Annotated in this window: 12 protein-coding genes; 5 read left to right on the plus strand and 7 right to left on the minus strand. The window is 44.0% G+C overall.

Translation table 11 applies throughout. The annotated features are described in order from the left end of the window. Positions 1–24 precede the first annotated feature (24 nt). Together ACFSYC_RS08975 and ACFSYC_RS08980 are read right to left on the minus strand one after the other, a co-directional pair. Positions 25–807 carry a GLPGLI family protein gene (locus tag ACFSYC_RS08975; RefSeq protein WP_377125980.1) on the minus strand — a complete coding sequence of 261 codons (783 nt, stop codon included), beginning with the start codon at positions 805–807 and terminating at the stop codon, positions 25–27. Between the two features lie 8 nt (positions 808–815). Continuing rightward, positions 816–3,608 (minus strand): TonB-dependent receptor, encoded by a 2,793-nt coding sequence (locus tag ACFSYC_RS08980; RefSeq protein WP_377125983.1) that lies wholly within the window; start codon positions 3,606–3,608, stop codon positions 816–818. A gap of 122 nt (positions 3,609–3,730) precedes the next feature. Here ACFSYC_RS08980 and ACFSYC_RS08985 point away from each other — a divergent pair, with 122 nt between their 5' ends. Beyond that, on the plus strand, positions 3,731–4,837 hold the full coding sequence (locus ACFSYC_RS08985) for a toxin-antitoxin system YwqK family antitoxin (RefSeq protein WP_377125986.1): 1,107 nt from the start codon (positions 3,731–3,733) through the stop codon (positions 4,835–4,837). Between the two features lie 23 nt (positions 4,838–4,860). Next, on the plus strand, positions 4,861–5,286 hold the full coding sequence (locus ACFSYC_RS08990) for a hypothetical protein (RefSeq protein WP_377125989.1): 426 nt from the start codon (positions 4,861–4,863) through the stop codon (positions 5,284–5,286). Here ACFSYC_RS08990 and uvrA read toward each other — a convergent pair. Beyond that, positions 5,283–8,165, minus strand: a complete 2,883-nt coding sequence (gene uvrA, locus ACFSYC_RS08995; protein WP_377125992.1) for an excinuclease ABC subunit UvrA — start codon at positions 8,163–8,165, stop codon at positions 5,283–5,285. The genes ACFSYC_RS08990 and uvrA overlap by 4 nt on opposite strands. A 331-nt stretch (positions 8,166–8,496) precedes the next feature. On the opposite strand from uvrA, the gene ACFSYC_RS09000 reads away from it, so the two are divergent. Both ACFSYC_RS09000 and ACFSYC_RS09005 read left to right on the plus strand, forming a co-directional pair. Beyond that, positions 8,497–9,081 carry an RNA polymerase sigma factor gene (locus ACFSYC_RS09000; protein ID WP_377125995.1) on the plus strand — a complete coding sequence of 195 codons (585 nt, stop codon included), beginning with the start codon at positions 8,497–8,499 and terminating at the stop codon, positions 9,079–9,081. 164 nt (positions 9,082–9,245) lie between these two features. Further along, positions 9,246–15,122 (plus strand): alpha-2-macroglobulin family protein, encoded by a 5,877-nt coding sequence (locus ACFSYC_RS09005; protein ID WP_377125998.1) that lies wholly within the window; start codon positions 9,246–9,248, stop codon positions 15,120–15,122. 264 nt (positions 15,123–15,386) lie between these two features. On the opposite strand, the gene ACFSYC_RS09010 is transcribed toward ACFSYC_RS09005, so the two are convergent. Both ACFSYC_RS09010 and ACFSYC_RS09015 read right to left on the minus strand, forming a co-directional pair. After that, a complete protein-coding gene (locus ACFSYC_RS09010; protein WP_377126001.1) occupies positions 15,387–17,654 on the minus strand; it encodes an aconitate hydratase in 2,268 nt (755 codons plus the stop codon). Between the two features lie 198 nt (positions 17,655–17,852). Then, positions 17,853–19,421: a serine/threonine-protein kinase gene (locus ACFSYC_RS09015; protein WP_377126004.1), complete on the minus strand. Its 1,569-nt coding sequence runs from the start codon at positions 19,419–19,421 to the stop codon at positions 17,853–17,855. 231 nt (positions 19,422–19,652) lie between these two features. Here ACFSYC_RS09015 and ACFSYC_RS09020 point away from each other — a divergent pair, with 231 nt between their 5' ends. Continuing rightward, positions 19,653–19,883 (plus strand): hypothetical protein, encoded by a 231-nt coding sequence (locus ACFSYC_RS09020; RefSeq protein WP_377126007.1) that lies wholly within the window; start codon positions 19,653–19,655, stop codon positions 19,881–19,883. A 72-nt stretch (positions 19,884–19,955) separates the two neighbouring features. Here ACFSYC_RS09020 and ACFSYC_RS09025 read toward each other — a convergent pair whose 3' ends face one another. Together ACFSYC_RS09025 and ACFSYC_RS09030 are read right to left on the minus strand one after the other, a co-directional pair. After that, positions 19,956–21,941, minus strand: coding sequence for a DUF3732 domain-containing protein (locus ACFSYC_RS09025; RefSeq protein ID WP_377126009.1), 1,986 nt, complete (start codon positions 21,939–21,941; stop codon positions 19,956–19,958). Beyond that, positions 21,941–22,217, minus strand: a 277-nt coding sequence (locus ACFSYC_RS09030; RefSeq protein WP_377126011.1) for a hypothetical protein, incomplete at its 5' end; no start/stop codon positions are given. The genes ACFSYC_RS09030 and ACFSYC_RS09025, both read right to left, overlap by 1 nt.

A 22,217-nucleotide genomic window follows, 5' to 3' on the forward strand; every position in this document is an offset into this window, starting at 1 on the left:
CAATATCTTGTTTCACTAAAATGCCTATAAAACATATCCCTTCATAAAAGAGCGCCCTATCTCCCCCTTGTCTTTGTATCTCTTCATCAATTCAATCAGCAGGCCTTTGTTATCTATTGGAGTTCCCTTTTTGGGTGGCACAAGCTTCTTAACGTCGGCAGGTGCTTCTGTAACCTTGGTTGCATACCAAGTTATATTGTCATGCGGCAGCGCTATACCCAAAATCATCCCCGGCAAACCGTTAAAAGACTCCGGCCCGCCTGATACGTGGATCTTATCGGTATAAAACGCGACGGCATAAACAGAATCAAGCAGCAAGCCATTGGCCCGACGGCAGACGTAGCCTGCTATTTCGCGGGTTTCATCGGTTATCTTCCATTTTATCCGCCGCAGGGTGTCTCTTACCGAAAAGGTTCTTTCAAAGTATTCTTTTTGTATGGTGCTTTGGCTTTTTGTAAAATTGTTAAACACAATGTTAGCCTGATCAACCAGGGGTTGGTTATAATAATCAAATATGGGTTTAGCCAGCGGCTTAGGCGTAAATAAGGATGTGTTGTTACCAAAGATAAGCGAGCTATACAGTTTTAGGTATTGTGGCTCGTTTTTAAGGTAATTATCATAATGCGGCTTGTTTTGATTATAAACATAAATATTGTCCTTTGGTATTTTTTTACGCATCAGGGTGTACATATTAGCCGTTTTTTCGTACTCAATAATTCCGCTTGTTATGGCGCGGGTACTTTGCGCAAATGTTAGGCTACCCGGTATAAGGCATAAGCCCAGTATTAATTTAAATATCGTTTTCATAACCCCTTTTACTTTTTGGTTTGTGCTGGTTTACTAAACTTGCTAAAATCCCATGATACTGACAGCATAAAATACCTCATAATGGTGTTGTTACGGCTTTCTGTGAAGTTGTCGGCAGTACCAGAACGACGATAGCCCGTATTTTGGTTAAACAGGTCATAGCCGGTTATCGATACTTTTAGGCTTTCATCAGCCAGGAAGTTTTTACCGAAATTAGCCTTCAATAACACGCGGTGAAAATCGTCTGTAAAAACCTGGTTCTTTGCAGTAAATTCATAACTACCATCTGTACCTATATAAAAGTTAAATGGCAGCTTGGTATACAGGCTTAAGTTTGAGGTAAAGCCACGGGTATTATTATTTACCTGTTGCTGCGACGACGCATTAGCGGTATAATTAAAGTTAAAACCAAAGCTATAAGAGTAGTTTTGTTTGCTTTTACTCACCCTTGCCCCCGGGCTGTAGGTAATTGAACGCACCCTGTTAAGCTGGTTATTGACGTAATTATAGTTGGTACTGCCATTGACACTAATTGATGGCTCAAGCGAGAACTCAAATTTTGTTACTTTACCGTACGAGCCAAAATACAGGCGCCAGCCTGAGTTTTGATTGCCTTGCAGGTTAATATATTGATAAGTATTAACGCCGGCAGTATCGGTACTTCTGTTGCTAATAATAGCATTAACGGTGTTTGAATAACTAGCGTTAAAACTATAACCCGATATGGAAGAATCATAATAAACGCGATAGCCTAAACCATAAGAACTATAGAACTCGGGCTTCAAATTCTGATTACCCAACTGAATGTTTAACGGGTCGCTGTTTTGCCTTAAGGGCTGCAACTGGTTAATTGTTGGCTGAAAGGTATACCCGTTATAGTTAGCGTTGACAGACGAAGCCCGTGTTAGCTGATATCTGAAATTAGCATTGGGATTCCAGTTGATAAAGTTTCTTTGAATAACAGCATTTGCTTTGAGCGCTGCAGCTATAAAATTATCGGTTTGCTTCAAGTCAACATCGGTTACTGTTAAACCTGCGTTTATGTTCAGCTTTGGTTTACTATAACCCAACCTTAAATTGTAAAGGTTTGTAGACGTACTGGTGCTAAAATCATTGCTAAAACGGTCGTCGAGCTGATCATAACCATTGCCAGACTTGTTGTAAGAAAGCTGCTTATTATCATTATTACTCCACATTAAACGGTAACCGGCAATTAGATTTAATGCCGGTGATAAAGGCTCGGTATAATTAAAGCCTACCCCCACGCTGTTATTATTGGCATTAGCTGGCTTGTACTGATCAATTATCGAATCTTTAAGGAAGTTACCCTGAGCATTGTAGGTACTTAAGTTTGATTTTAGATATTCTTCGGACTTTGATTCGCTATGAGTAGCGCTGCCTGATAACGAAATACTGCGTCCCTTTTTCTTTAATCGCTTAATGTAATTCAATGATAAAGATCCGTTGCTACGTTCGTCACTCCTATCAATGTTTCTTTGATTGGTATTTCGCAAAAATCCGTTCGAACGCAAAGTTTGAGTGTTTGCGTCGCTTTGGTCATCACCGCGCGAAGTTGCTGTCCTAACGGTGGCGTTCAGGCTTGATGTAGAGTCGATAACGGTTGTAAAAATAGCGTCGGCGTTATTGGAAAAATCATAATTATGCGACGTATTTTTTGATATTGATGTATTATAGTCATTGCCCGGCAGGGTATTACGGGTAATACTGCTGCCTACATTGTTGATATCTAATGCGCCTATTTTGTAATTGGCATTAATGGTTTGCTTGTCTTTGTTCCATTTTGCATCATAATGTAACCCGGCATCTTTTGCTTCTGGTATACCAATGCCATTGTAGCTGCCACCGCCGCTACCTGAGAGAATACCGGATACCATCCCATCACTAAAAAAAACACCGTTAACACCGCTGCCAAACTTTGTGTTATCGTTACCGCTTAAACCAACCTTGCCGGTGTTTGACATATTGCCGTAAACAGATATCTTTTCCTTAGGGCTAAATTTGTTAAACATGGCCTGGCCGGTATAAAAACCACTGTTACCTATTTCGCCCTGCAGCTTGCCAAACACGCCTTTCTTTTTATCGTCCCGGGTTTCAAGATTAATGGTTTTAATTTTTACGCCATCTTCAATACCAGTTAATTTAGAGGTCTCGCTTTTATCATCGTAAACTTTAACACGGGCAACCATATCAGCACGTACGGTACGGCTAACCAATACCGGGTCATCGCTAAAAAACTCATCGCCATCAACCAGTATGCGTTTAACCTGTTCGCCTTGAAAAGTGATTTTACCATTTTGGTCTACATTCATGCCTGGCAATTGCTTTAACAGATCGTCAACCTTGGCATTTTTCTGCGTTTCAAAAGCCGACGCGTTAAAAATCGTTGTGTCGCCTTTTATTTTAATGGCGGCTGCCTTGCCCAATATCATCACTTCGTTCAGCAATTTAGATCGCTCTATCATGCCGATGTTTTTAAAGGTAACAACCGGGTGCGCATCGTCAAGGGTAAAGGCTGCCGAGTAGTCCGCATAGGTATCATTTGTTATCAGTAACAAATACTTACCCGGCTTAAGGTTTGTAAGCTCAAAAGCACCTTTGTTACTGTAGGTAAACTTTTGTAGTAAGGAGTCTTTGGCGGTGAGCACCGTAATGGTGGCATCGTCAAGCAAGGCTTTAGATGTGGTGTCTGTAACTGTGCCTTTAACACTAAAATTGCTTTGCGAAAAAGCAGAAAAGGCACAGCAACAACAAATTAGTGTAATTGCGATAAGGGGTCTCATAAGGTGGTTTATAAACCGAATGTAAAAACTAAAAATGTAGTTGCAAAATATATTTTTGTAACATTATTGGTGAGGATCAATTATTTACTAATTTGTGGTCATTAAAACCGAAGAACCTTATCATGAAATTGCTCCTAGCTTTGCCCCTGGCCGTTATACTTTATAGCTCAACCACCCAGGCGCAAAACGCCCCACGCCGATCTGTACATTTTGATTTTATTAATAAAGACAGCATCAACCTATCCCTAAACAAAGATTTCGATTTGATTGAAGACAGCTGCAGCCTGGTAAAACGCTATGCACATATTGATATGCGCATACACAAATTTGTAGGTAAAGTAAAAGATGTAAGCCGTGTTGACCCTAACGTAATTGTAACCGAAGGTAACTATAATACCGAAGGCCAAAAAGATGGTCCGTTTATCACGCATTACCTAAATGGCCAACTACAGGCCAAAGGCAATTTTAAAAAAGACAAGTATGATGGGAAATGGGAGCTTTTTTATGACGACGGCCGACCCAAACTAACTTTTGAGGCGAGCGATAACGGTATAATTATTACCGACACATGGGATGAAAAAGGCAAACAGTTAGTAGAAGGCGGCAAGGGCGTTTACTCAAGCTCCGGCTCTCTGTTTTGGAAAGGCAAATTACTCAACGGCAAGCCGGATGGCACCTGGACCGCTCAATATGCGAGCGATAAATCAAGAGAGTTAGCATCTGAAAAATTTACTGCTGGTGTGTTTACCAAAGGTAAGTCGCCTGTTGGCGAGTATACAGACGCATCGCGCCTTGAGCTGGTGCCAAATACCCTGCTGCAGTTTGTTAGGGCCGAAGCATTGAAAGTTTCGGCAGTAGGCTGCAATCCGGTTACCAAAACAGGCACCAGGGGAGTAGAGTACAAACATGGCATACCTGCTTATTCTAATGCACTAGTAGAAGCAGTGGCTGCATATATGTATTATATTGATGTGGCACACTTTACCAACAAATTCACCATCGAGGGCGAGATAAACGAAGCCGGGTATATTACAAACATGAACTGCCAGGACTCGTTTAACCAACAGATCTCAGGCGGTTTAATTAACTGCTTAAAACAAGCCCCGGCCCTTGAACCAGCTACCATAAACGGCAAGCCGGCTAAACAAAAAGTAAGCTTCGTATTTACCTTCGCGCAAGGCGCCTATCGATTTAATTATAGGTTTGGTAGTGTGTTTGAGAAGAAGTGAGAGGAAATTGATAATTTGCCGCTATGAAGAAGCATCTCCTTTCAACCACACTGATAATTATTGCGCTGAACATTTCTCTATTAAGTTGCACACTAAAACTGAAGGAAAGCTTTGTAGCTGAAAACAAAAGGATATATATAGAACAATGGGGCAATTATTTTCCTAAAGGCTTTCACAGCATGATGGGTGATAATTATCAAGGTGTATTAGCTTTAGGTGATGACCAATTTATTTTTGATGCGAGATCACCCTCAAAGTATTGGATGCCATATATAAAACCCTTTAAAATTTTTCGTCAGCAAATAAAAGACATCGAAATCTCAGAGCAAAAAAGCTTTAAAAAACGAAAATTAACAATCATATTGGAAAATGATAAAAAGGCCGAATTTTTATTAAGCAACGGCGAACAGTTTTATAAAGAAATGAAATCGTGGCTTGCAAAAAACTAAGCAAAACGCTCCTTTAAAAACTTACCCGTATAACTACTTTTAACTTTAATCAAATCTTCAGGCAGGCCTTCAAAAATAACTTTACCGCCTCGATCGCCACCTTCGGGACCGATGTCTATTACCCAATCCGCGCATTTTATAACGTCCATATTGTGTTCTATCACAATAATGGTGTTGCCATGTTCTAGCAGCGCGTCGAATGATTTAAGCAGCTTTTTGATATCCGCGAAATGCAAACCTGTGGTAGGTTCATCAAAAATGAACAAGGTTTTATGTGGATTATTCCCCTTAACCAAAAACGACGCCAGCTTGATCCGCTGTGCCTCGCCACCTGACAAGGTGTTTGACGATTGCCCCAATTGCACATAGCCCAGGCCGACGTCCATCAACGGTTTTATTTTAGCAATGATCTTTGGTTCGGCGGCGAAAAACTCCAGCGCCTCTTCAATGGTCAGGTGCAGCACCTCGGCTACATTTTTTTCGTTGTAAGTTACGTCAAGGATATGCTGTTTAAAACGGTTACCGCCGCAGGTTTCGCAGGTAAGGTAAATATCTGCCATAAATTGCATCTCTATCTTCACCTCGCCCTCGCCCTGGCAAACATCGCAACGGCCACCCTCGACGTTAAAAGAAAACGCCGATGGCTTCAGTCCCGCCGCCTTAGCAACCGGGCGGGCAGCAAACAGGTTACGAATCTCGTCCCAGGCTTTAACGTAAGTAACCGGGTTTGAGCGCGACGAGCGGCCTATCGGGTTTTGATCAACCATCTCCACCTGTTCTATCTTGGCATAATCGCCCTCGATAGCATCATAGCTGCCGGTTTGTTCGCCGTTATAATTACCCAGCGTTTTCATTAGCGCAGGCGCCAATATACGCTTCACCAAACTCGTTTTACCCGATCCTGACACGCCGGTAACCGCCGTAAATACACCAAGCGGAAACTTAGCGGTAACATGCTGCAGGTTATTCTCGCGGGCACCCTTTATTTCAATAAAGTCGTGCCATTTGCGGCGGGTGGCGGGGATAGCAATCTGTTCTCTGCCGCTCAGGTATTTGCCGGTTAGGCTATGTTCGTCTTTTATAATTTCGGCATAAGTGCCGCTAAATACCAGCTCGCCGCCGTGAGTGCCGGCTTCGGGGCCAATATCAATTACGTGGTCGGCAGCTTTCATAATCTCTTCTTCATGCTCAACAACCAGTACGGTGTTGCCCACATCGCGAAGAGATTTTAGCACAGTTATTAACCGCTCGGTATCGCGTGGGTGCAGGCCGATGCTTGGCTCGTCTAACACATAAATAGAACCCACCAAGCTGCTCCCCAACGAAGTTGCCAAATTTATCCGCTGCGACTCGCCGCCCGATAACGTGTTTGACAACCTGTTCAACGTTAAATAACTTAAACCAACATCGTTTAAAAAACTTAACCGGCTGGTGATCTCTGCCAGCAAACGTTTGCCGACAATGATATCCGTTTCATTTAAAACTAACCCCTGGAAGAAGCCCAGCGCGGTATCTAACGGCATCAGCACCACATCGGTTATCGAGTGCTCGTTGATCTTAACATACGTAGCATCCTGGCGCAGGCGGCTACCTTTACACTCAGGGCAGGTAGTTTTGCCACGGTATCGCGACAGCATAACCCTGTACTGAATTTTATAGGTTTGCGCCTCCATCTCCTTAAAAAACTGGTCAAGACCACGGAAATATTTATTACCGGTCCACAACAGTTTTTGCTCCTTTGCAGTAAGCTGATTGTACTGGCGGTGTATCGGGTAATCAAATTTAAGCGAGTGCTTTACTAACTCATCGTTCCACTCGCGCATCTTCTCGCCACGCCATGGGGCAATAGCGCCCTCGTAAACGGTTTTGCTTTTGTCGGGTATCACCAAGTCCTCATCAATACCAATCACTTTGCCATAACCCTCGCAGCGCTTACAGGCGCCATAAGGGTTATTAAAGCTAAAAAAGTTCGGCGATGGCTCTTCAAATCTTATTCCGTCAAGCTCAAATCTATCGCAGAAAAAGCGTTCTGCCCCCTCTAAATCTCCCCCGGTTGGGGAGACTTTTTGATCAGCTTCTTCAAAAGCCCTCCCTTCCGGGGAGGGTTTGGGTGGGGCTTGATACTGCACGTAGCAATCGCCTTTACCCTCAAAAAACGCGGTTTGTATCGAGTCGCCTAAACGGCTGACGGTTTCGTCGCTATTGTCTTTAGTAACACGGTCTACTACAATTCTCAGCCCATGCTCTGTGGTCAGGGTGCTCTCTTCAACAGCTTCGTCCTCCAGTAAGGCCTCAATTCTCGAGATCTTACTATCAAACTCCACCCTTACAAAACCTTTTTGCATCAGCACCGCCAGCTCCTCTTTAATGCTGCGGTTATTGTGCGGGTGCAGCGGGCAAAGTATAGTTGCAGGCGTACCATCAGGCAGCGTCATAATGAAATTGATCACATCAGTAACACTATCCTTTTTTACCACCGCGCCAGATACCGGCGAAATAGTTTTACCAATGCGGCTAAACAGCAGTTTCAGGTAATCGTAAATCTCGGTAGATGTTCCCACGGTCGACCGCGGGTTTGAGGTAATTACCTTTTGCTCAATGGCAATAGCCGGGGCTATGCCTTTAATATAATCTACATCGGGCTTATTCATGCGCCCCAAAAACTGGCGCGCGTAGCTAGACAAGCTTTCCACATACCTGCGCTGGCCTTCGGCATACAAGGTATCAAACGCCAGCGACGATTTGCCAGACCCACTCATGCCGGTTACTACAACCAGCTTGTTTTTAGGTATGGCCACATCAATGTTTTTAAGGTTATGTACCCTGCTGCCTTTAATAATGATATGCTTTTGCGGATCTTTATCTGCTTCTTTAATCATGTAGTGTATCGTAAATCTGTAGGCGGCTAATTATCGTATGTTAAATTAATAAGCCGTTAGACATTAAACCTTTACAGGCAAAAATCATCTAACGGGTAACACCAATAATTGAACCGTTTTTTCCGAAGCGCAAAAATCCTAAAATTTTTAGCAGTATCCAAATAACATTAGGCTGCTGGTAATAATTTGACAGAAAAAAATTATTTGCTTTTTAATCCGGAATTCGTTTTATTTGGTGTAACATTTAATTAACAACCCCTAAGGAGGATCCATATCGATTAGAAGCTATACTTAACTATTTATTTAAACAAAGTTTAAAGTAAACGCTTTTATGGATTTTCAATTGCAAAGTGATCAGGATTTAATCCATCTTTATGTCGGTGGCGACGAGAAGGGATTAGTGGAGTTGGTGCGACGTTATAAATCAAAAATTTACACTTCTATTTATCTGTTGGTTAAGGATGAACACCTTGCCGAAGATATTTTTCAGGATACGTTTATTAAGGTAATTAACACGCTGCGCAACGGCAAATATAACGAAGAAGGTAAATTTTTACCCTGGGTGAGCCGCATTGCCCACAATTTGGTGATAGACCATTTTCGGCGCGAAAAACGTGCGCCAACCGTGAATACCAGCGAAGACTTTGACATATTTGAAGTGCTGGGCGAATACGACGAAAGTACCGAAGACCGCCTGGTACGCGAACAAACACATAAGGACCTGAAGACCCTGATACAACTACTACCAAGCGAACAAAAAGAAGTATTGATTATGCGGCACTTTGCCGACATGAGCTTTAAAGAGATAGCCGACATTACCGATGTTAGCATAAACACCGCCCTGGGCCGCATGCGTTACGCGCTGAACAACCTGCGCAAAATGATGCAAGTAAAAGAGCTGAGTTTAAAGAACTAAGATTAAATAACGAGTAATTATGTAAAGAGGCTCACCCTTCCCGATTCCAACGGGAAGAGGTGGCCTCTTTTTTTATGTCGTATAAGTCTGTTTTCCACCAAAATAGTTCTTCCTATTCTATCCGGAAAGTTGTAGTATTGATTACCTGCTATAAACCTTTCTAAATGAAGAGATTTTTACTTCTTTGCCCCCTGCTGTTTCTTGCGTTATTGGCTTGTGCGCAAAAGCCCCTTACCAATAGCCGCATTAGTAGCTACTACACTTACACTTATAAGTTAAATGATGTAAATACCCAACTATTTATATCCGGCAGACAAGCGCAAATTAAAGAGGAATCGTTAACTGAGGAGGTCGCAAAATACCCTACCGATCATCCTGAAAGTCCCATACTACCCCCGGGTAATTATGTTAAAGTATTAGCAGTTAAAAACAAGTTAGTTTATAAATTGATACAGCAGCATACCGCTAACTTAATGCTGATGAATGGCGGTAAAGATGTTGCTTTTGTACTGATGGACGCCGATGGCAAAGAAATTACCGATGCCGAAGTTTATCGCAACCATAAGCACTTAGTATTTGACAAGCACACAGAAACCTACCACATTGTCAGATCAAAAAAAGACAGTATTTACAAAGTAGTATATAAGGGTGTAAATAACTTTTATAACATTGGCCAGCCTAAACCTTTTGTTTACAGGAATTACAACAGCACGCCACGGCAAAAGCCCCTGGCCATTTTGTGGCGAAAAATAAAGAATATTTTCAGCGGCGGCGCAGCGCCGGTGCGCGACAATTATACGCAGCGCCCAACGCCAAATCCGGGTTTTATGGTGTTTAATAAGCCTAAGTACCGGCCTGGCGACACCGTAAAATTCAAAGCATTCATCCTGCAAAAAAAATCAAACCTGCCGGTAGAAGACCAGCAGTTGATTGTACGGATAAAGGAAAACTATCGCGAGGACGGCAAAATAATAGGCATTGTTAAAGCTTACCGCAAAGGCGGGTTCGAGTTTCAATTCAAGGTAGATCAGGACAGCCTTGAGCTTGATCTGGACAGTCGTTATATCATCAGCCTGGAAACGATGGAGAGCCTGAATTACGACCCAAAGAAATTTCCGGATAATAAGAACCAATGGGAGATCATTTCAAAAAGAACACTTTACCAGGAAGGCTTTTTTCAGTATGAGGACTACAATTTAAAAAGCAACCAGTTAAATGTGCGCGTTGACAGGCGCGATGGATCGCCGGGATTGCCTTCGTCATTGTATTTTAAAGCTACAGGGGATAACGGACTCAATATTACCGACGGCCGCGTAATTTTACAGTTGCAAACCGGATACGTTACCGGCTATGGCGACAAAAAGGTATTTGTGCCCGATACTTTATGGCGGCATGAATTACCGCTGGATGTTGTGGGCGAAACAAAGCTCGTTGTGCCTGATTCTATTTTCCCAAAGGCTAACTTAAACTATCAGGCAAAAATAACACTACTTAACAGCGACAATGAAAGCCGCGAAAAAGGTGAAAGCCTAACCTGGAGCTATCTAACCAATACTATTAAAGCCGAGATTGAGAACGACAGCCTTAAAATCGATTACCTCATCAACGGCAAATCCAGGCCTGCCACAGCGTGTCTTACCCGCATTAACACCGGCAATGACACTACTAAAGCGCTGCAGGTAAACCTGCCCGCGCAGCTGGCCGTTGGGCCTATCACCGCTGCATTTATAGTTAAGGTTGACAGTATCTCTAAATCAATTTATGTAGCCGGTGGCGATAAAATCCTGGTAAGCAGTTTCAGATCGACGGATTCGTTGTTTATTAATGTCAATAACCCGCGCAACATTAAGCTCTGGTATACTATTTATGGTGGTAATAAAATAGTTGAGCAGGGATCTGCAACCCAACTAAACTATCGTAAACCTATCAGGCACTCAGGTGATATTTCTCTGAGATTAAACTATGTTTGGGCCGGCCAGCCACAGCAGCGCGACGAACAAGTACCACTGCTGGATAAGTTCCTGCACATTAACGTTAACCAACCATTAACAGTTTATCCCGGCCAGCAGGCGGATATTGAGATTGATGTAAAAGACCACCAGGGCAAGGCCGTTGCAAACGCAGACATTACCGCCTATGGCATTACCAAAAAGTTTGAAAACTACCAAAAGGCGTACGTACCCTATCTGGGTAATACCTTTAAGTACCGCAAAACCAACCCACGATTGCAACTGAAACAACTAGCCGACACCGGCCGGATAAAACTCAATTGGCAACACTGGGCCAAAGGTATGGGGCTTGACAGTATTAGCTATTACCGCTTCACCCATCCGGATAGCGTGTACACTATTACCGAACCCAACCCCGGTAGCATTACCCAGGTGGCGCCATTTGTGGTAGAGAATGGCGAGATCCTGCCTATCCATATGCTGTCTATAGATTTAAGGCCGGTATATTTCAGCCAGTCTGATGATTTACCCAGATACAGTTTTTACACCTATTACGGCAAGCATACGCTAACATTACGCACGCGCAACAAAGTGATAACCCTGAACAATGTAGAGATCCCCTTTGGCAAAAAACTCATCCTATCGGTTAATTCAGATCCCCTACAAAACCCCAAGCTGATTTACCAAAACATGCCCGATACGCTCACTAAAAGCGAGCAGATATTGATCAATAGCTACACCATAGCCATTGTACCAAACTTTAATCAAAGCATGGCTACCCTGCGCCAGGACGACAGGACCTTTTTAATAAACCATAAGTTTGACTACAACAGCTACTACAACCGTAAAAATATCGTGGTGGGCCCGCTGGCTGACAAAAATACCAACCTCCAAATTAAGGGTGGCTCATCAACAGACTTCTACAGCGAAGGCGGCTATACCTTTGAGTTTCAGCCGGGCCTGATCAAACAAAAGTCATATCCTGCCAACCCGCCCTACATCAAAAATCTGAATAAACTGCAAGGCGCCACAGACTATCGGCAGTATCCCCTCACCTGGATGGAAACTGAAGATATGTGGAAAGAATACCTGATCACCCGTAACCGGAACGGCTCTGGCGGTTCAAGGTACTTTGCCGGCGGCGGCAACCTCATTATAAGCCACGGTAAATTGGCCGATGGTAAGGTTCCCTACATTAAACACATATTGGTATTTAAACATACCGAACCCGACTTTATGCAGTTGCTTACCGGCATTTACACGCATTTAGGCACCTACGCCCCGGGCAAATACCGGGTAATGTGTATCCTTAAAGACAACAGCTATTTCCTGATGCAAAACCTGGATGTCAGGGCTGCGGGCACCAATTATTTTGATGCCGGGACGGTTAAACCGCTCCCTGCCGATAGCGTAAGTAAAAGCATTGCCGATATGCTGGCCATCCCTTACGTTGGCTATTTGTCTGAAGAAGGTGTGCAACGCATAAAAGCCATCTTCAATGGTAAATATATCGACCCAAAAGCACTTATAGGCTATATGACCGGCTATGTATACGATGCCAAAACAGCCGAACCATTAACCGGCGCCGCAATATCTGTACAAAACACCGGCTTATATACCGAGGCCGACATTAAAGGGCACTTTAAGATCAAAGTACCGGCAAGCGGAATATTAAATATCGGCATGCAGGGCTATGTGCCACAAAGCCTGGCTATAGTGGCCGGTAAAAATGTAACTGTCAACCTGAGCACAAGCGGTAATACCTTAGGCGACGTTGTTGTACGCGGCTATGTTAAACGCAACCGCGACCAAACTACCGGGTCGTCGTACATCATTACCGGTAAAGAAGTGCAGGATAATCCCGTTGGCAATGTAGAACAACTGCTGCAGGGTAAAGTAGCGGGGCTTAATATCCAAAACAGTACCGGCGCGCCGGGTATGCGTGGTACGGTAAACATTCGTGGCCTGTCATCTGTGTTTAAAACTGATGAGGTAATGTACGTGGTAGACGGCGTCAGGCTAAACGGAAAAAGCTTTCTGCCTGCCGACGATATGATAGCCAGCCGGTCCATGCTAACCGGTGAGGCCGCCACCGCGCTTTACGGGGCCCTGGGTGCCAATGGCGTGGTCATCATCACCACAAAAAATGGCGAAGCCGCGCAAACCTCGTCAACCTTGCGCCATAATTTTTCTGATTACGCCTACTGGCAACCCAAGCTTACAACCGATGCCGAAGGCAAGGCCAAGTTTAAAGTAACCTACCCGGACGATATTACCGCTTGGCGCACCTTTGTTATCGGCATAACCGACAAGCGCCAAACCGGCACTGCCGAGGGCGAAGTAAAATCGTACAAACCCATTAGCGCTAACTTCGTGTCGCCGGTGTTTGCGGTTAGGGGCGATAGTTTTTCTGCCCTGGGCAAAGTGCTTAACTACACTACCGATACCATACAGCTTAACCGCAAATTTAACTACAACGGGCAACTACTGGCCGATGGTAACATCAGCCTGCAAAACTCGCGACTTGATACTTTTAAAATGGTTGCTGCCGGTACTGACAGCCTGACCTTTGAGTATAGCATTAAGCGCAACAACGGCTACTTTGACGGCGAACGCCGCCAGATCCCGCTGATGGAGCAAGGCAGCCTGGAGACTAAAGGATCATTCGATGTGTTAGAGAAAGACACCACCATTACCCTGCAGGCCAGTGCTAACTTAAAGGAAGCTACCGTACGTGCGGAAGCATCGGCACTGCCAACCCTGCTTGACGAGACTGAGCACCTGCGCACCTACCAATACCTGTGTAATGAGCAGCTGGCATCAAAACTAAAAGGCTTACTGGCCGAGAAGCAGATTCTCGCCTATTTAAAACGACCATTTAAATGGGACGCCGACATTAATGACATTATTAAAAGGCTTTTGGCAAACCGCACCAGCCAGGGCACCTGGGGCTGGTGGAAAGACACCGACGAGGAACTATGGATAAGCGCCCATGTTATGGAAGCACTGCTTACCGCTAAAGAGCGTGGCTATACGGTAAACGTATACACCCAGGCTTTAATAAACTACCTGGTGGCCCGCATTGCATCAAATAAAGATGCCGACCAGCTCACCATGATAACCTTGCTGCAAAAGCTTAACCCCAATGCCGATTTAAAAGTGTTTGTTACCGATTACGAGAAAACCCTTGACCCTAAAATACCCTTAAGCACCATTAATAAATACCGCCTTATGCATACCCGCCAATCGGTAGGTTTGCCGGTGGTGATGGATAGTTTGCTAAAGGACATGAAACGTACCATGTTTGGCAACGTGTACTGGGGCAAAAGCAGCTATTATTTGTTCGACAACAGCATACAGCAGAGCCTGCTGGCCTACCGCATTATCAAGAAAGACGGCAAGCAACCGCAACTGTTAACCAAGCTGCGCAACTACTTTATGGAGCAACGCGCCGATGGGCACTGGCGCAACACGTACGAGTCGGCGCAGATTTTGGAGGTTATTTTGCCCGATATGCTGGTTGATGGTCAGCCACCCCGCCCGGCACAGTTAGTTATCAGTGGCGATAAGCAAGAGACGGTGACTAAGTTCCCTTACACTACCACGCTGGCCGCGGGCGCCAAATTAAAGATTGCCAAAACCGGCGACATGCCCGTCTACATAACCGCCTACCAAAAGTTTTGGAACCCCGACCCGCAAAAGGTGAGCGAGAACTTTATAGTTGATACCAAATTCACTAAAAACCAAAGCACCATTACCGGCGCCAAAGGCGGCGAAACCATTTACCTGACCGCCGAAGTTACTGCAAAAGCCGATGCCGACTTTGTGATGATAGAGATTCCTATCCCCGCCGGTTGCAGTTACGAAAACAAGACCCAAAGCTATTACTATGGCAACGAGATACACCGCGAATACTTTAAAGACAAGGTGAGCATATTTTGCCGCAAGCTAAAGGCCGGCAAATACCAATACCAGGTACAACTAACGGCCCGCTACAGCGGCAACTACCACCTTAACCCCGCCAAAGCCGAAATGATGTACTTCCCCGTTTTTTATGGCCGCGAGGGAATGAAGATGTTTAAGGTAGACTAGACGGAGTAGAGCATTGGAAAGTAGCCATTATTTTATTAGTGAGGCTTCCAATCTTTTTTTCCTTTCCGTCCGCAACCCCACCGTACAAAATGGACTCCCGGACACCAAAGAGCGATGTCATGAGCCGTCGAACCATAAGCGCGCAAGCCTTTACCCGCCACCTTCGACAAGCTCAGATGACACCAATTAATCAATCCCCACAAACAAAAAAACGCCCCGACCAATGGTCGAAGCGTCTCTATATAATATCAAAAGCCCTAAAAGCTAAACAGCCTGGTTGCGACGGATAATATTCAGCGCGCCACCTGCTTTAAACCATTCAATTTGCTGTGCATTATACGTATGGTTTACCGCGAAGCTGTCAACCGTGCCGTCCTGATGGTGCAGTACTACAGTTAGCTGTTTGCCCGGGGCAAACTCGGTTAAGCCGGTAACGTCAATTTTGTCATCCTCCAATATCTTGTCGTAATCGGCAGTGTTATCAAAGGTGATGCCCAGCATACCCTGTTTCTTCAGGTTAGTCTCATGGATCCGCGCGAACGATTTCACCAATATCACCCGCACACCCAGGTGACGGGGCTCCATAGCCGCATGCTCACGAGATGAACCTTCGCCATAGTTTTCATCACCCACTACGATACTGCCAATGCCATGCGCTTTGTAGTCGCGCTGGGTAGCAGGTACCGGGCCGTATTCGCCTGTTATTTCGTTTTTAACGCTGTCGGCAGTGTTATTAAAGTAGTTAATGGCGCCAATCAGCATGTTGTTACTAATGTTATCCAAATGGCCGCGGAACTTCAACCACGGGCCTGCCATACTGATATGATCCGTAGTACATTTACCTTTAGCCTTGATCAATAGTTTAAGGCCGGTAAGGTTGGTACCCTCCCAAGGCTTAAACGGATCTAATAACTGCAAGCGCGACGATGTAGGGCTAACCAACACCGTAACCTGACTGCCATCTTCGGCAGGGGCCTGGTAACCGGCATCTTCAACGGCGTAACCTCTAACCGGCATTTCAATACCTAAAGGCTCGTCCAGTTTTACCTGTTCGCCGGCCTCGTTAGTCAGGTAGTCGGTAAGTGGGTTAAAGGTAAGATCGCCGGCAATAACCAAAGCAGTAACCACCTCCGGCGACGCTACGAAAGCGTGCGTGTTAGGGTTACCGTCCTGCCTTTTGGCAAAGTTACGGTTAAAGCTGGTGATGATAGAGTTACGGCGCGTAGGGTCGTCAGTATGACGGGCCCATTGGCCAATACATGGTCCGCAGGCATTAGCCAGCACCACACCACCCATTTTGCCGAAGGTATCCAGGTAGCCATCACGGTCAACCGTGTAGCGCACCAGTTCAGACCCCGGGGTAATGGTAAACTCGGCCTTAACTTTCAAGCCTTTGCTGATAGCCTGCTCTGCAATAGAAGCCGAACGGGTAATATCTTCGTACGATGAATTGGTACATGAACCAATTAAGCCAACCTCTAACACTTCGGGCCAGCCATTCTCTCTAACCGCCGTAGCAAATTTCGAGATCGGCCATGCCAAATCAGGCGTAAACGGGCCGTTAATATGCGGCTCCAGTTCGGTAAGGTTAATTTCAATCACCTGGTCAAAATATAGCTCAGGGTTGGCGTAAACCTCAGGGTCGCCGGTTAGGTGCTCGGCTATGGCGTCGGCAGCATCGGCAATCTCGGCACGTTGGGTACCGCGCAAGTAGGTAGCGATTTTTTCGTCGTAACCAAATACCGATGTGGTAGCACCAATTTCGGCACCCATATTACAAATGGTACCCTTACCCGTAGCAGAAAGCGACTGCGCGCCCTCGCCAAAATATTCAACTATAGCACCGGTACCACCCTTAACGGTAAGTATGCCGGCAACTTTCAAAATAACATCTTTAGCGCTGCTCCAGCCGCTTAGCTTGCCGGTCAGCTTAACACCAATCAGTTTCGGGAACTTCAGCTCCCATGGCAGGCCCGCCATAACGTCGCAGGCATCGGCACCACCAACGCCAATGGCTATCATACCCAAACCACCCGCGTTAGGCGTGTGGCTATCGGTACCAATCATCATACCACCCGGGAAAGCATAGTTCTCCAGCACTACCTGGTGAATAATACCCGCTCCGGCTTTCCAGAAACCAATACCATATTTATCACTTACCGACGCCAGGAAATCATAAACCTCGCGGTTAACGTCCACAGCAGTATGCAAATCTTCTACAGCGCCAACTTTGGCTTGTATCAGGTGATCGCAATGCACGGTACTTGGCACCGCAACCTGCGGACGGCCCGCCTGCATAAACTGCAACAGCGCCATTTGCGCGGTAGCATCCTGCATAGCAACACGATCCGGTGCAAAGTCGACATAGTCAACACCGCGGCCGAAAGCCGTTTTAGCATCGCCCTCGCTTAAGTGAGCGTATAATATCTTTTCGGTTAAAGTTAGGGGTTTACGCGTTGCCGTACGTGCAGCAGCCGTGCGGGTGCTGTAGCGGGCGTAAACCTTTTTGATCATATCTAAATCAAAAGCCATTTTGAGTAGTATTTTAAGTAGTAAAGTAATAGAAGCCTGCGGACATTAAGCAATAACTATGCTTAAAATATGCAGGTGCCGCGAATTTACAAAATATAACACTTAATGAGAAACGGCGTTTCGGGCAAACGCTATTTGGACAGGTTCTAAATAAATACTGTTTGCCGGGATGTGCGTATATACAAATGGGATTTCGTTTTATTCACCAACTTTGATCAGATTCTTTTTATTCAGCCAACCCTTGCTTACCTCCCCCTGTTCATTTTTATAAATCACGTATATGTAACCGTTTTGATCATCTATAGCCGTTAGGCGGGCATTATTCCAGCGGTTAATATTAGCCTTTCTGACACTGGCTTCATCAGGGCGGTCATGAAAATAAGCGTATGTTGAAAACAGCGTAAACTTTTTACCTGCGTCGCTGCTTTTAGTAGCAGTGGCACCAGGCTCAACTGTTTTTTTAACAACGGGCTTTGTTATTAAAGGAGTGCTTTTTTTAACCGGTGCTTTTTCTTTTTTTGTAACAGTTGCTTTAACCGGCTCTTCACTTTTAACAGTTGCTTTAACCGGCCCTTCGTTTTTAACAGTAGCTATCGGTGTGGTTGCTGGTTGTGATGAAAAAAGCAAGCGCCCTGCAAATGCGCCGCAACCTAACAGCAATAATCCTATTCCAAACATTGCTGCTTTCGGCATCCCCACTTGGGGTTTTTTATTTCCGGTGCTAGCAAGTGTTGTCTCCAGTCTGGCTATCTCCTGATGCAGCATTTTAACTTTATTTTGTTCCTCAGCAAGGGTAGTCTGTAAGCTTTCATTCACATTCTCCATTACCAATGCCCTCTCGGTATCGTTTTTTATGGCGAGGGCGCTATTCTGCAGCAATATGGCCTGTTGTAGTTCCATGCCGTCAGCATAACGGTCCAAGGGTTTTTTCTCCAGGCATTTGCTAACCAGTTGCAATAACCATTCGGGCAACTGCATTTCCCTTTCTTTCTTTTCTTCGGGCCATTCTGGCGGTAGGTTTTGCCTACGTGTTTCCAGCAGGTCCGGAACCGGCATTTCTACATGCGCGATCATTACGTTGTTGCGTGCCGAATTACCGTTATCTGTTAAAGGGAAGGGGACGACGCCGGCCACCAACTCGTACAAGATGATTCCGTAGCTGTATACGTCCGACTGGGGAAGCAAATTGCCCTCATTCTGTTCGGGGGCCATAAATTCAACGGCACCGGCATTTTTAAGGCTGTCGCGACGCTGTTCATCAGACATGATAGCCAGGCCGAAATCCAGTAATACATAATTACCGGTGTGGATATTAAATTTAACATTGTTGCTTTTAATATCGCCATGTTTAACCGATACCTTATGGCAATGTGCCAGGGCGCTGGCCAGCTGGTTAGCCACCTTTATAATTTCCGGGATAGTAAATATTGGGTCATGGGGCTTTTTTAATAATTCTCCAAGATCCGGCCCTTCAATAAATTCCATCTCGATAAAAGGGAGCGAACCGCTCTCGGTTATACCCGAATTTAAAATTTTAACCACATGCGGCGTAGGGTCTTCGTTAACCTTTTTTAGCTTCTCAACCTCATTAGTAAAATCTTTAAAGTTCTTATCGTCCTCGCTTTCGGTATGGATAGGGGTAGGAAGGATCTTTACTGCTACAAAGATCTCTCCAATACGGCGGCCTTTGTAAACGGAGCCCTGGCCGCCTGTACGCAGGGTACCCAGGTTTTCAAGGCCGGCAGTAATCGTAAATGTTTTACCCATCAGTAGCTGTTTATGCTCATTATGTAACGGTGCTACAACTAAATAGTTTGTGTTTTTGGAAAGGTAAGCAAAACAAAATAAATGGTGTTGCAGGGATGTGCGTATATGCAGATATGCAAATGCGTTTGGCAGAAGCTAAAGCAAGGCCCGTGCTATTCCCGGGGCCGACACCTGGAAACATATTTTTAAACATTGCTTTATTTACTAATATTTTTAGCATAATTTTGTAGTATGCCACGCAAGTTTAAAAAGATTTATTTTGTTGTTGAAGACAACCACATATTCAGCAAGTACAACTATTTTTCTATCGAAACCTATCACGACCGGGCGACGGCCGAGCGGATCTGCATTACCCGCCAGCAACAAGCCATTACCGACGCGCAACAATATTCTAAAAAAGACAAACCCATACCGCAGTTTAAGGTACACGCTTTTTATTTAGTGCATGAGAGTTTGTTTTGAGGAGGGGAGCGGGCCGGGTACGCCCCTGATTTAGGACGCTAGATACTCCTGCCAATGTGGAGAGGAATCAAATCAATCTAACCAAGATTCGGGAATCAACGCGCGATCATTGGTGTCAGACTCATCTTCTCGCCACCTTTTAAGCCTGACAACATGTTCATATCCCGTCCATGCATAGTCCCCCACATGTTCTAAAACAATAATTTGCAACCCTCCCTTTGTTCTTTTAATGGCACTATTAAGAGCCTCAAATATCCTACCTACCCGTATACTATCCTCACTTTTATTAATGCTTTCCTGATCTGTCTCTGGAAAATATACCTGTGTAGGTTGATCTAAAAATATAAAGTTGGGGGTTGGGTGATTTTTACAACTTAAAAAAAATTCATGAAAAGCTAAAATCGTGGCAATATGATAAGCCATAAAATTAGAACCACTGCCTATTTCATATAGCGCGTCGGTTCGACCTGTTTCAGATATAAATGTTAATGTTAAATCCTTTTCATTAAACTGTATAATCTCCTGGTAATTCTCAGCTTTAAAAATTTCGGCATAGAATGAAATTGCATCGGTAATTTTTTTCTTTGCCCTTTTAACTTTATTAAATACTACATCCTGATTAATTTGATCCGATATGAACTGCTTCCGTTCTTCTAAAGCTTTAATTTTAGAAAGCATAATTTGATCGTCAGTTGATCTATCATAACTCGATAATTCAGTTTCAATTTTACCGGCAAATCGGTAGATAGAATTTACAGTATTTAATTGCTGACTCTCGTCATTACTACCTTTCTTTAAAACGTCTAATTCTTGTCTAACTTCATTTAGCTTTTTAATGACTATTTGAACACCAGAGATTAACTTTCTGTGCTCCGAACGCAAAACCGCGCCATTATCGTTTAATTGAACCCCCTTTGAAATAATCTGATTATTTGCCTTTATAAGGGTTTCGATGTACTTCTTCCCATTATTATTTATTGACAAGCAAAAGGGGCATTGTTCTTCATGTTTAGCAATTAGTTGATTGAACCAGCTACTAGTTTTAAGACGAGCATGTTGATGGAGAAGATCATCTCTATAACCTGTATTACTATCTATAAGTTTCTTTAATAGTTCCTGCCTATGTTTCAGGTTTTGAAGTTCATGAGCCGTATTTAACTCTAATGTCGTCAATTCAGAAATGCGATTGGATGTTTTAGTTACTGCATCTAAGGGCATTTGAAATAAATTCATATCATTGACTTCTTCGGGAACTCTCTTTAATTTTATTATAAAGTCTTCGGTTTTCCAATCATCTTCCGGATATGAGTACTTTTTTAACAAGCCAAACTCTTTCGCTTGCAGATAAAAACCCCTTAACTGGCCAATCAATTTGTTAAACCCGCGTTGTTGTTTTTCTAATTCTTTAGTTAAGTCTTGTAATTCACGGTCTATTAGTTTCGATTCCTCTTTATATTCCAAATACTGATTATCGACCGCCTGCAGGATATAACTGAATAGATTAATAAGTTTTTGTCGGTGAGCCATTGAATCTGTTCGATAAAAAAGACTTACTTGATTTGCTATGATGTATTGAGGTTGAAATATGAATGAGGTAAAGTCACGAAAGCTAGGATGCGAATCAAATCCCGATTTACTATCAGACTCACCGACACTCACATCTGTCAATCCCGCGATATTATTTAGTCTTTTTTTTACTTCATTTACATTGCAATTACTATTTATGGTTGAAGGCACAGTTAGATCGTTCCCTTCACGCAAAAACATATCGCCAGATGAAATATGATCCCCTGGTTCTTTCCGTGCAATAATTATTTCTTGTTCATTGCTTAATATCAGGTGTATTCCGAACCATTCCGTATAAATCCTAATCTTTCCTGTCGGTATTCTACATTTTCCACTACCTAAACAATAATCTACTATCGCTATCAAAGCCGATTTTCCCTTCTCACTTCCTCCGGTTATAACGTTGACTTTGTGTAAATCAAATTCTATTATCCGGGTTTCCTTATGTTTATCTTTAGGTATAAGAAATATGGATTTAATTCTGAATTCCATTAGAATTGAAGATTAAAGTAGAGTAAAATTTCTGATTGGTTAAATTGTCCAAACCAAGCGCCGATACGCCTAGAGGTATTGATTATATTTAAATATTCTTCGTTTTTGATGTTTCCTTTAACTTTTTCAGGAAGGGATTTAGCCTTGGGAACTATTAATCCCAATTCGGTATCATAAGTTGGATATACCGCTGATATTGACCACCCAATTCCGGCGGAATGTGACCAGTGATTCCGCGTCAAATTGACCACCCCATTCCGGGGCAAACTGACCAGG

The sequence above is a fragment of the Mucilaginibacter antarcticus genome (assembly GCF_042686155.1).
In the GTDB taxonomy this organism is placed as follows: domain Bacteria; phylum Bacteroidota; class Bacteroidia; order Sphingobacteriales; family Sphingobacteriaceae; genus Mucilaginibacter; species Mucilaginibacter antarcticus.

Coding starts and splice junctions, on each gene's coding strand:
- ACFSYC_RS08985 (WP_377125986.1), top strand. CDS start 3,731: ATGAAATTGCTCCTAGCTTTGCCCCTGGCCGTTATACTTTATAGCTCA.
- ACFSYC_RS09015 (WP_377126004.1), bottom strand. CDS start 19,421: ATGGGTAAAACATTTACGATTACTGCCGGCCTTGAAAACCTGGGTACC.
- ACFSYC_RS09025 (WP_377126009.1), bottom strand. CDS start 21,941: ATGGAATTCAGAATTAAATCCATATTTCTTATACCTAAAGATAAACAT.
- ACFSYC_RS09005 (WP_377125998.1), top strand. CDS start 9,246: ATGAAGAGATTTTTACTTCTTTGCCCCCTGCTGTTTCTTGCGTTATTG.
- ACFSYC_RS09020 (WP_377126007.1), top strand. CDS start 19,653: ATGCCACGCAAGTTTAAAAAGATTTATTTTGTTGTTGAAGACAACCAC.
- ACFSYC_RS09000 (WP_377125995.1), top strand. CDS start 8,497: ATGGATTTTCAATTGCAAAGTGATCAGGATTTAATCCATCTTTATGTC.
- ACFSYC_RS08980 (WP_377125983.1), bottom strand. CDS start 3,608: ATGAGACCCCTTATCGCAATTACACTAATTTGTTGTTGCTGTGCCTTT.
- ACFSYC_RS09010 (WP_377126001.1), bottom strand. CDS start 17,654: ATGGCTTTTGATTTAGATATGATCAAAAAGGTTTACGCCCGCTACAGC.
- ACFSYC_RS08990 (WP_377125989.1), top strand. CDS start 4,861: ATGAAGAAGCATCTCCTTTCAACCACACTGATAATTATTGCGCTGAAC.
- ACFSYC_RS08975 (WP_377125980.1), bottom strand. CDS start 807: ATGAAAACGATATTTAAATTAATACTGGGCTTATGCCTTATACCGGGT.
- uvrA (WP_377125992.1), bottom strand. CDS start 8,165: ATGATTAAAGAAGCAGATAAAGATCCGCAAAAGCATATCATTATTAAA.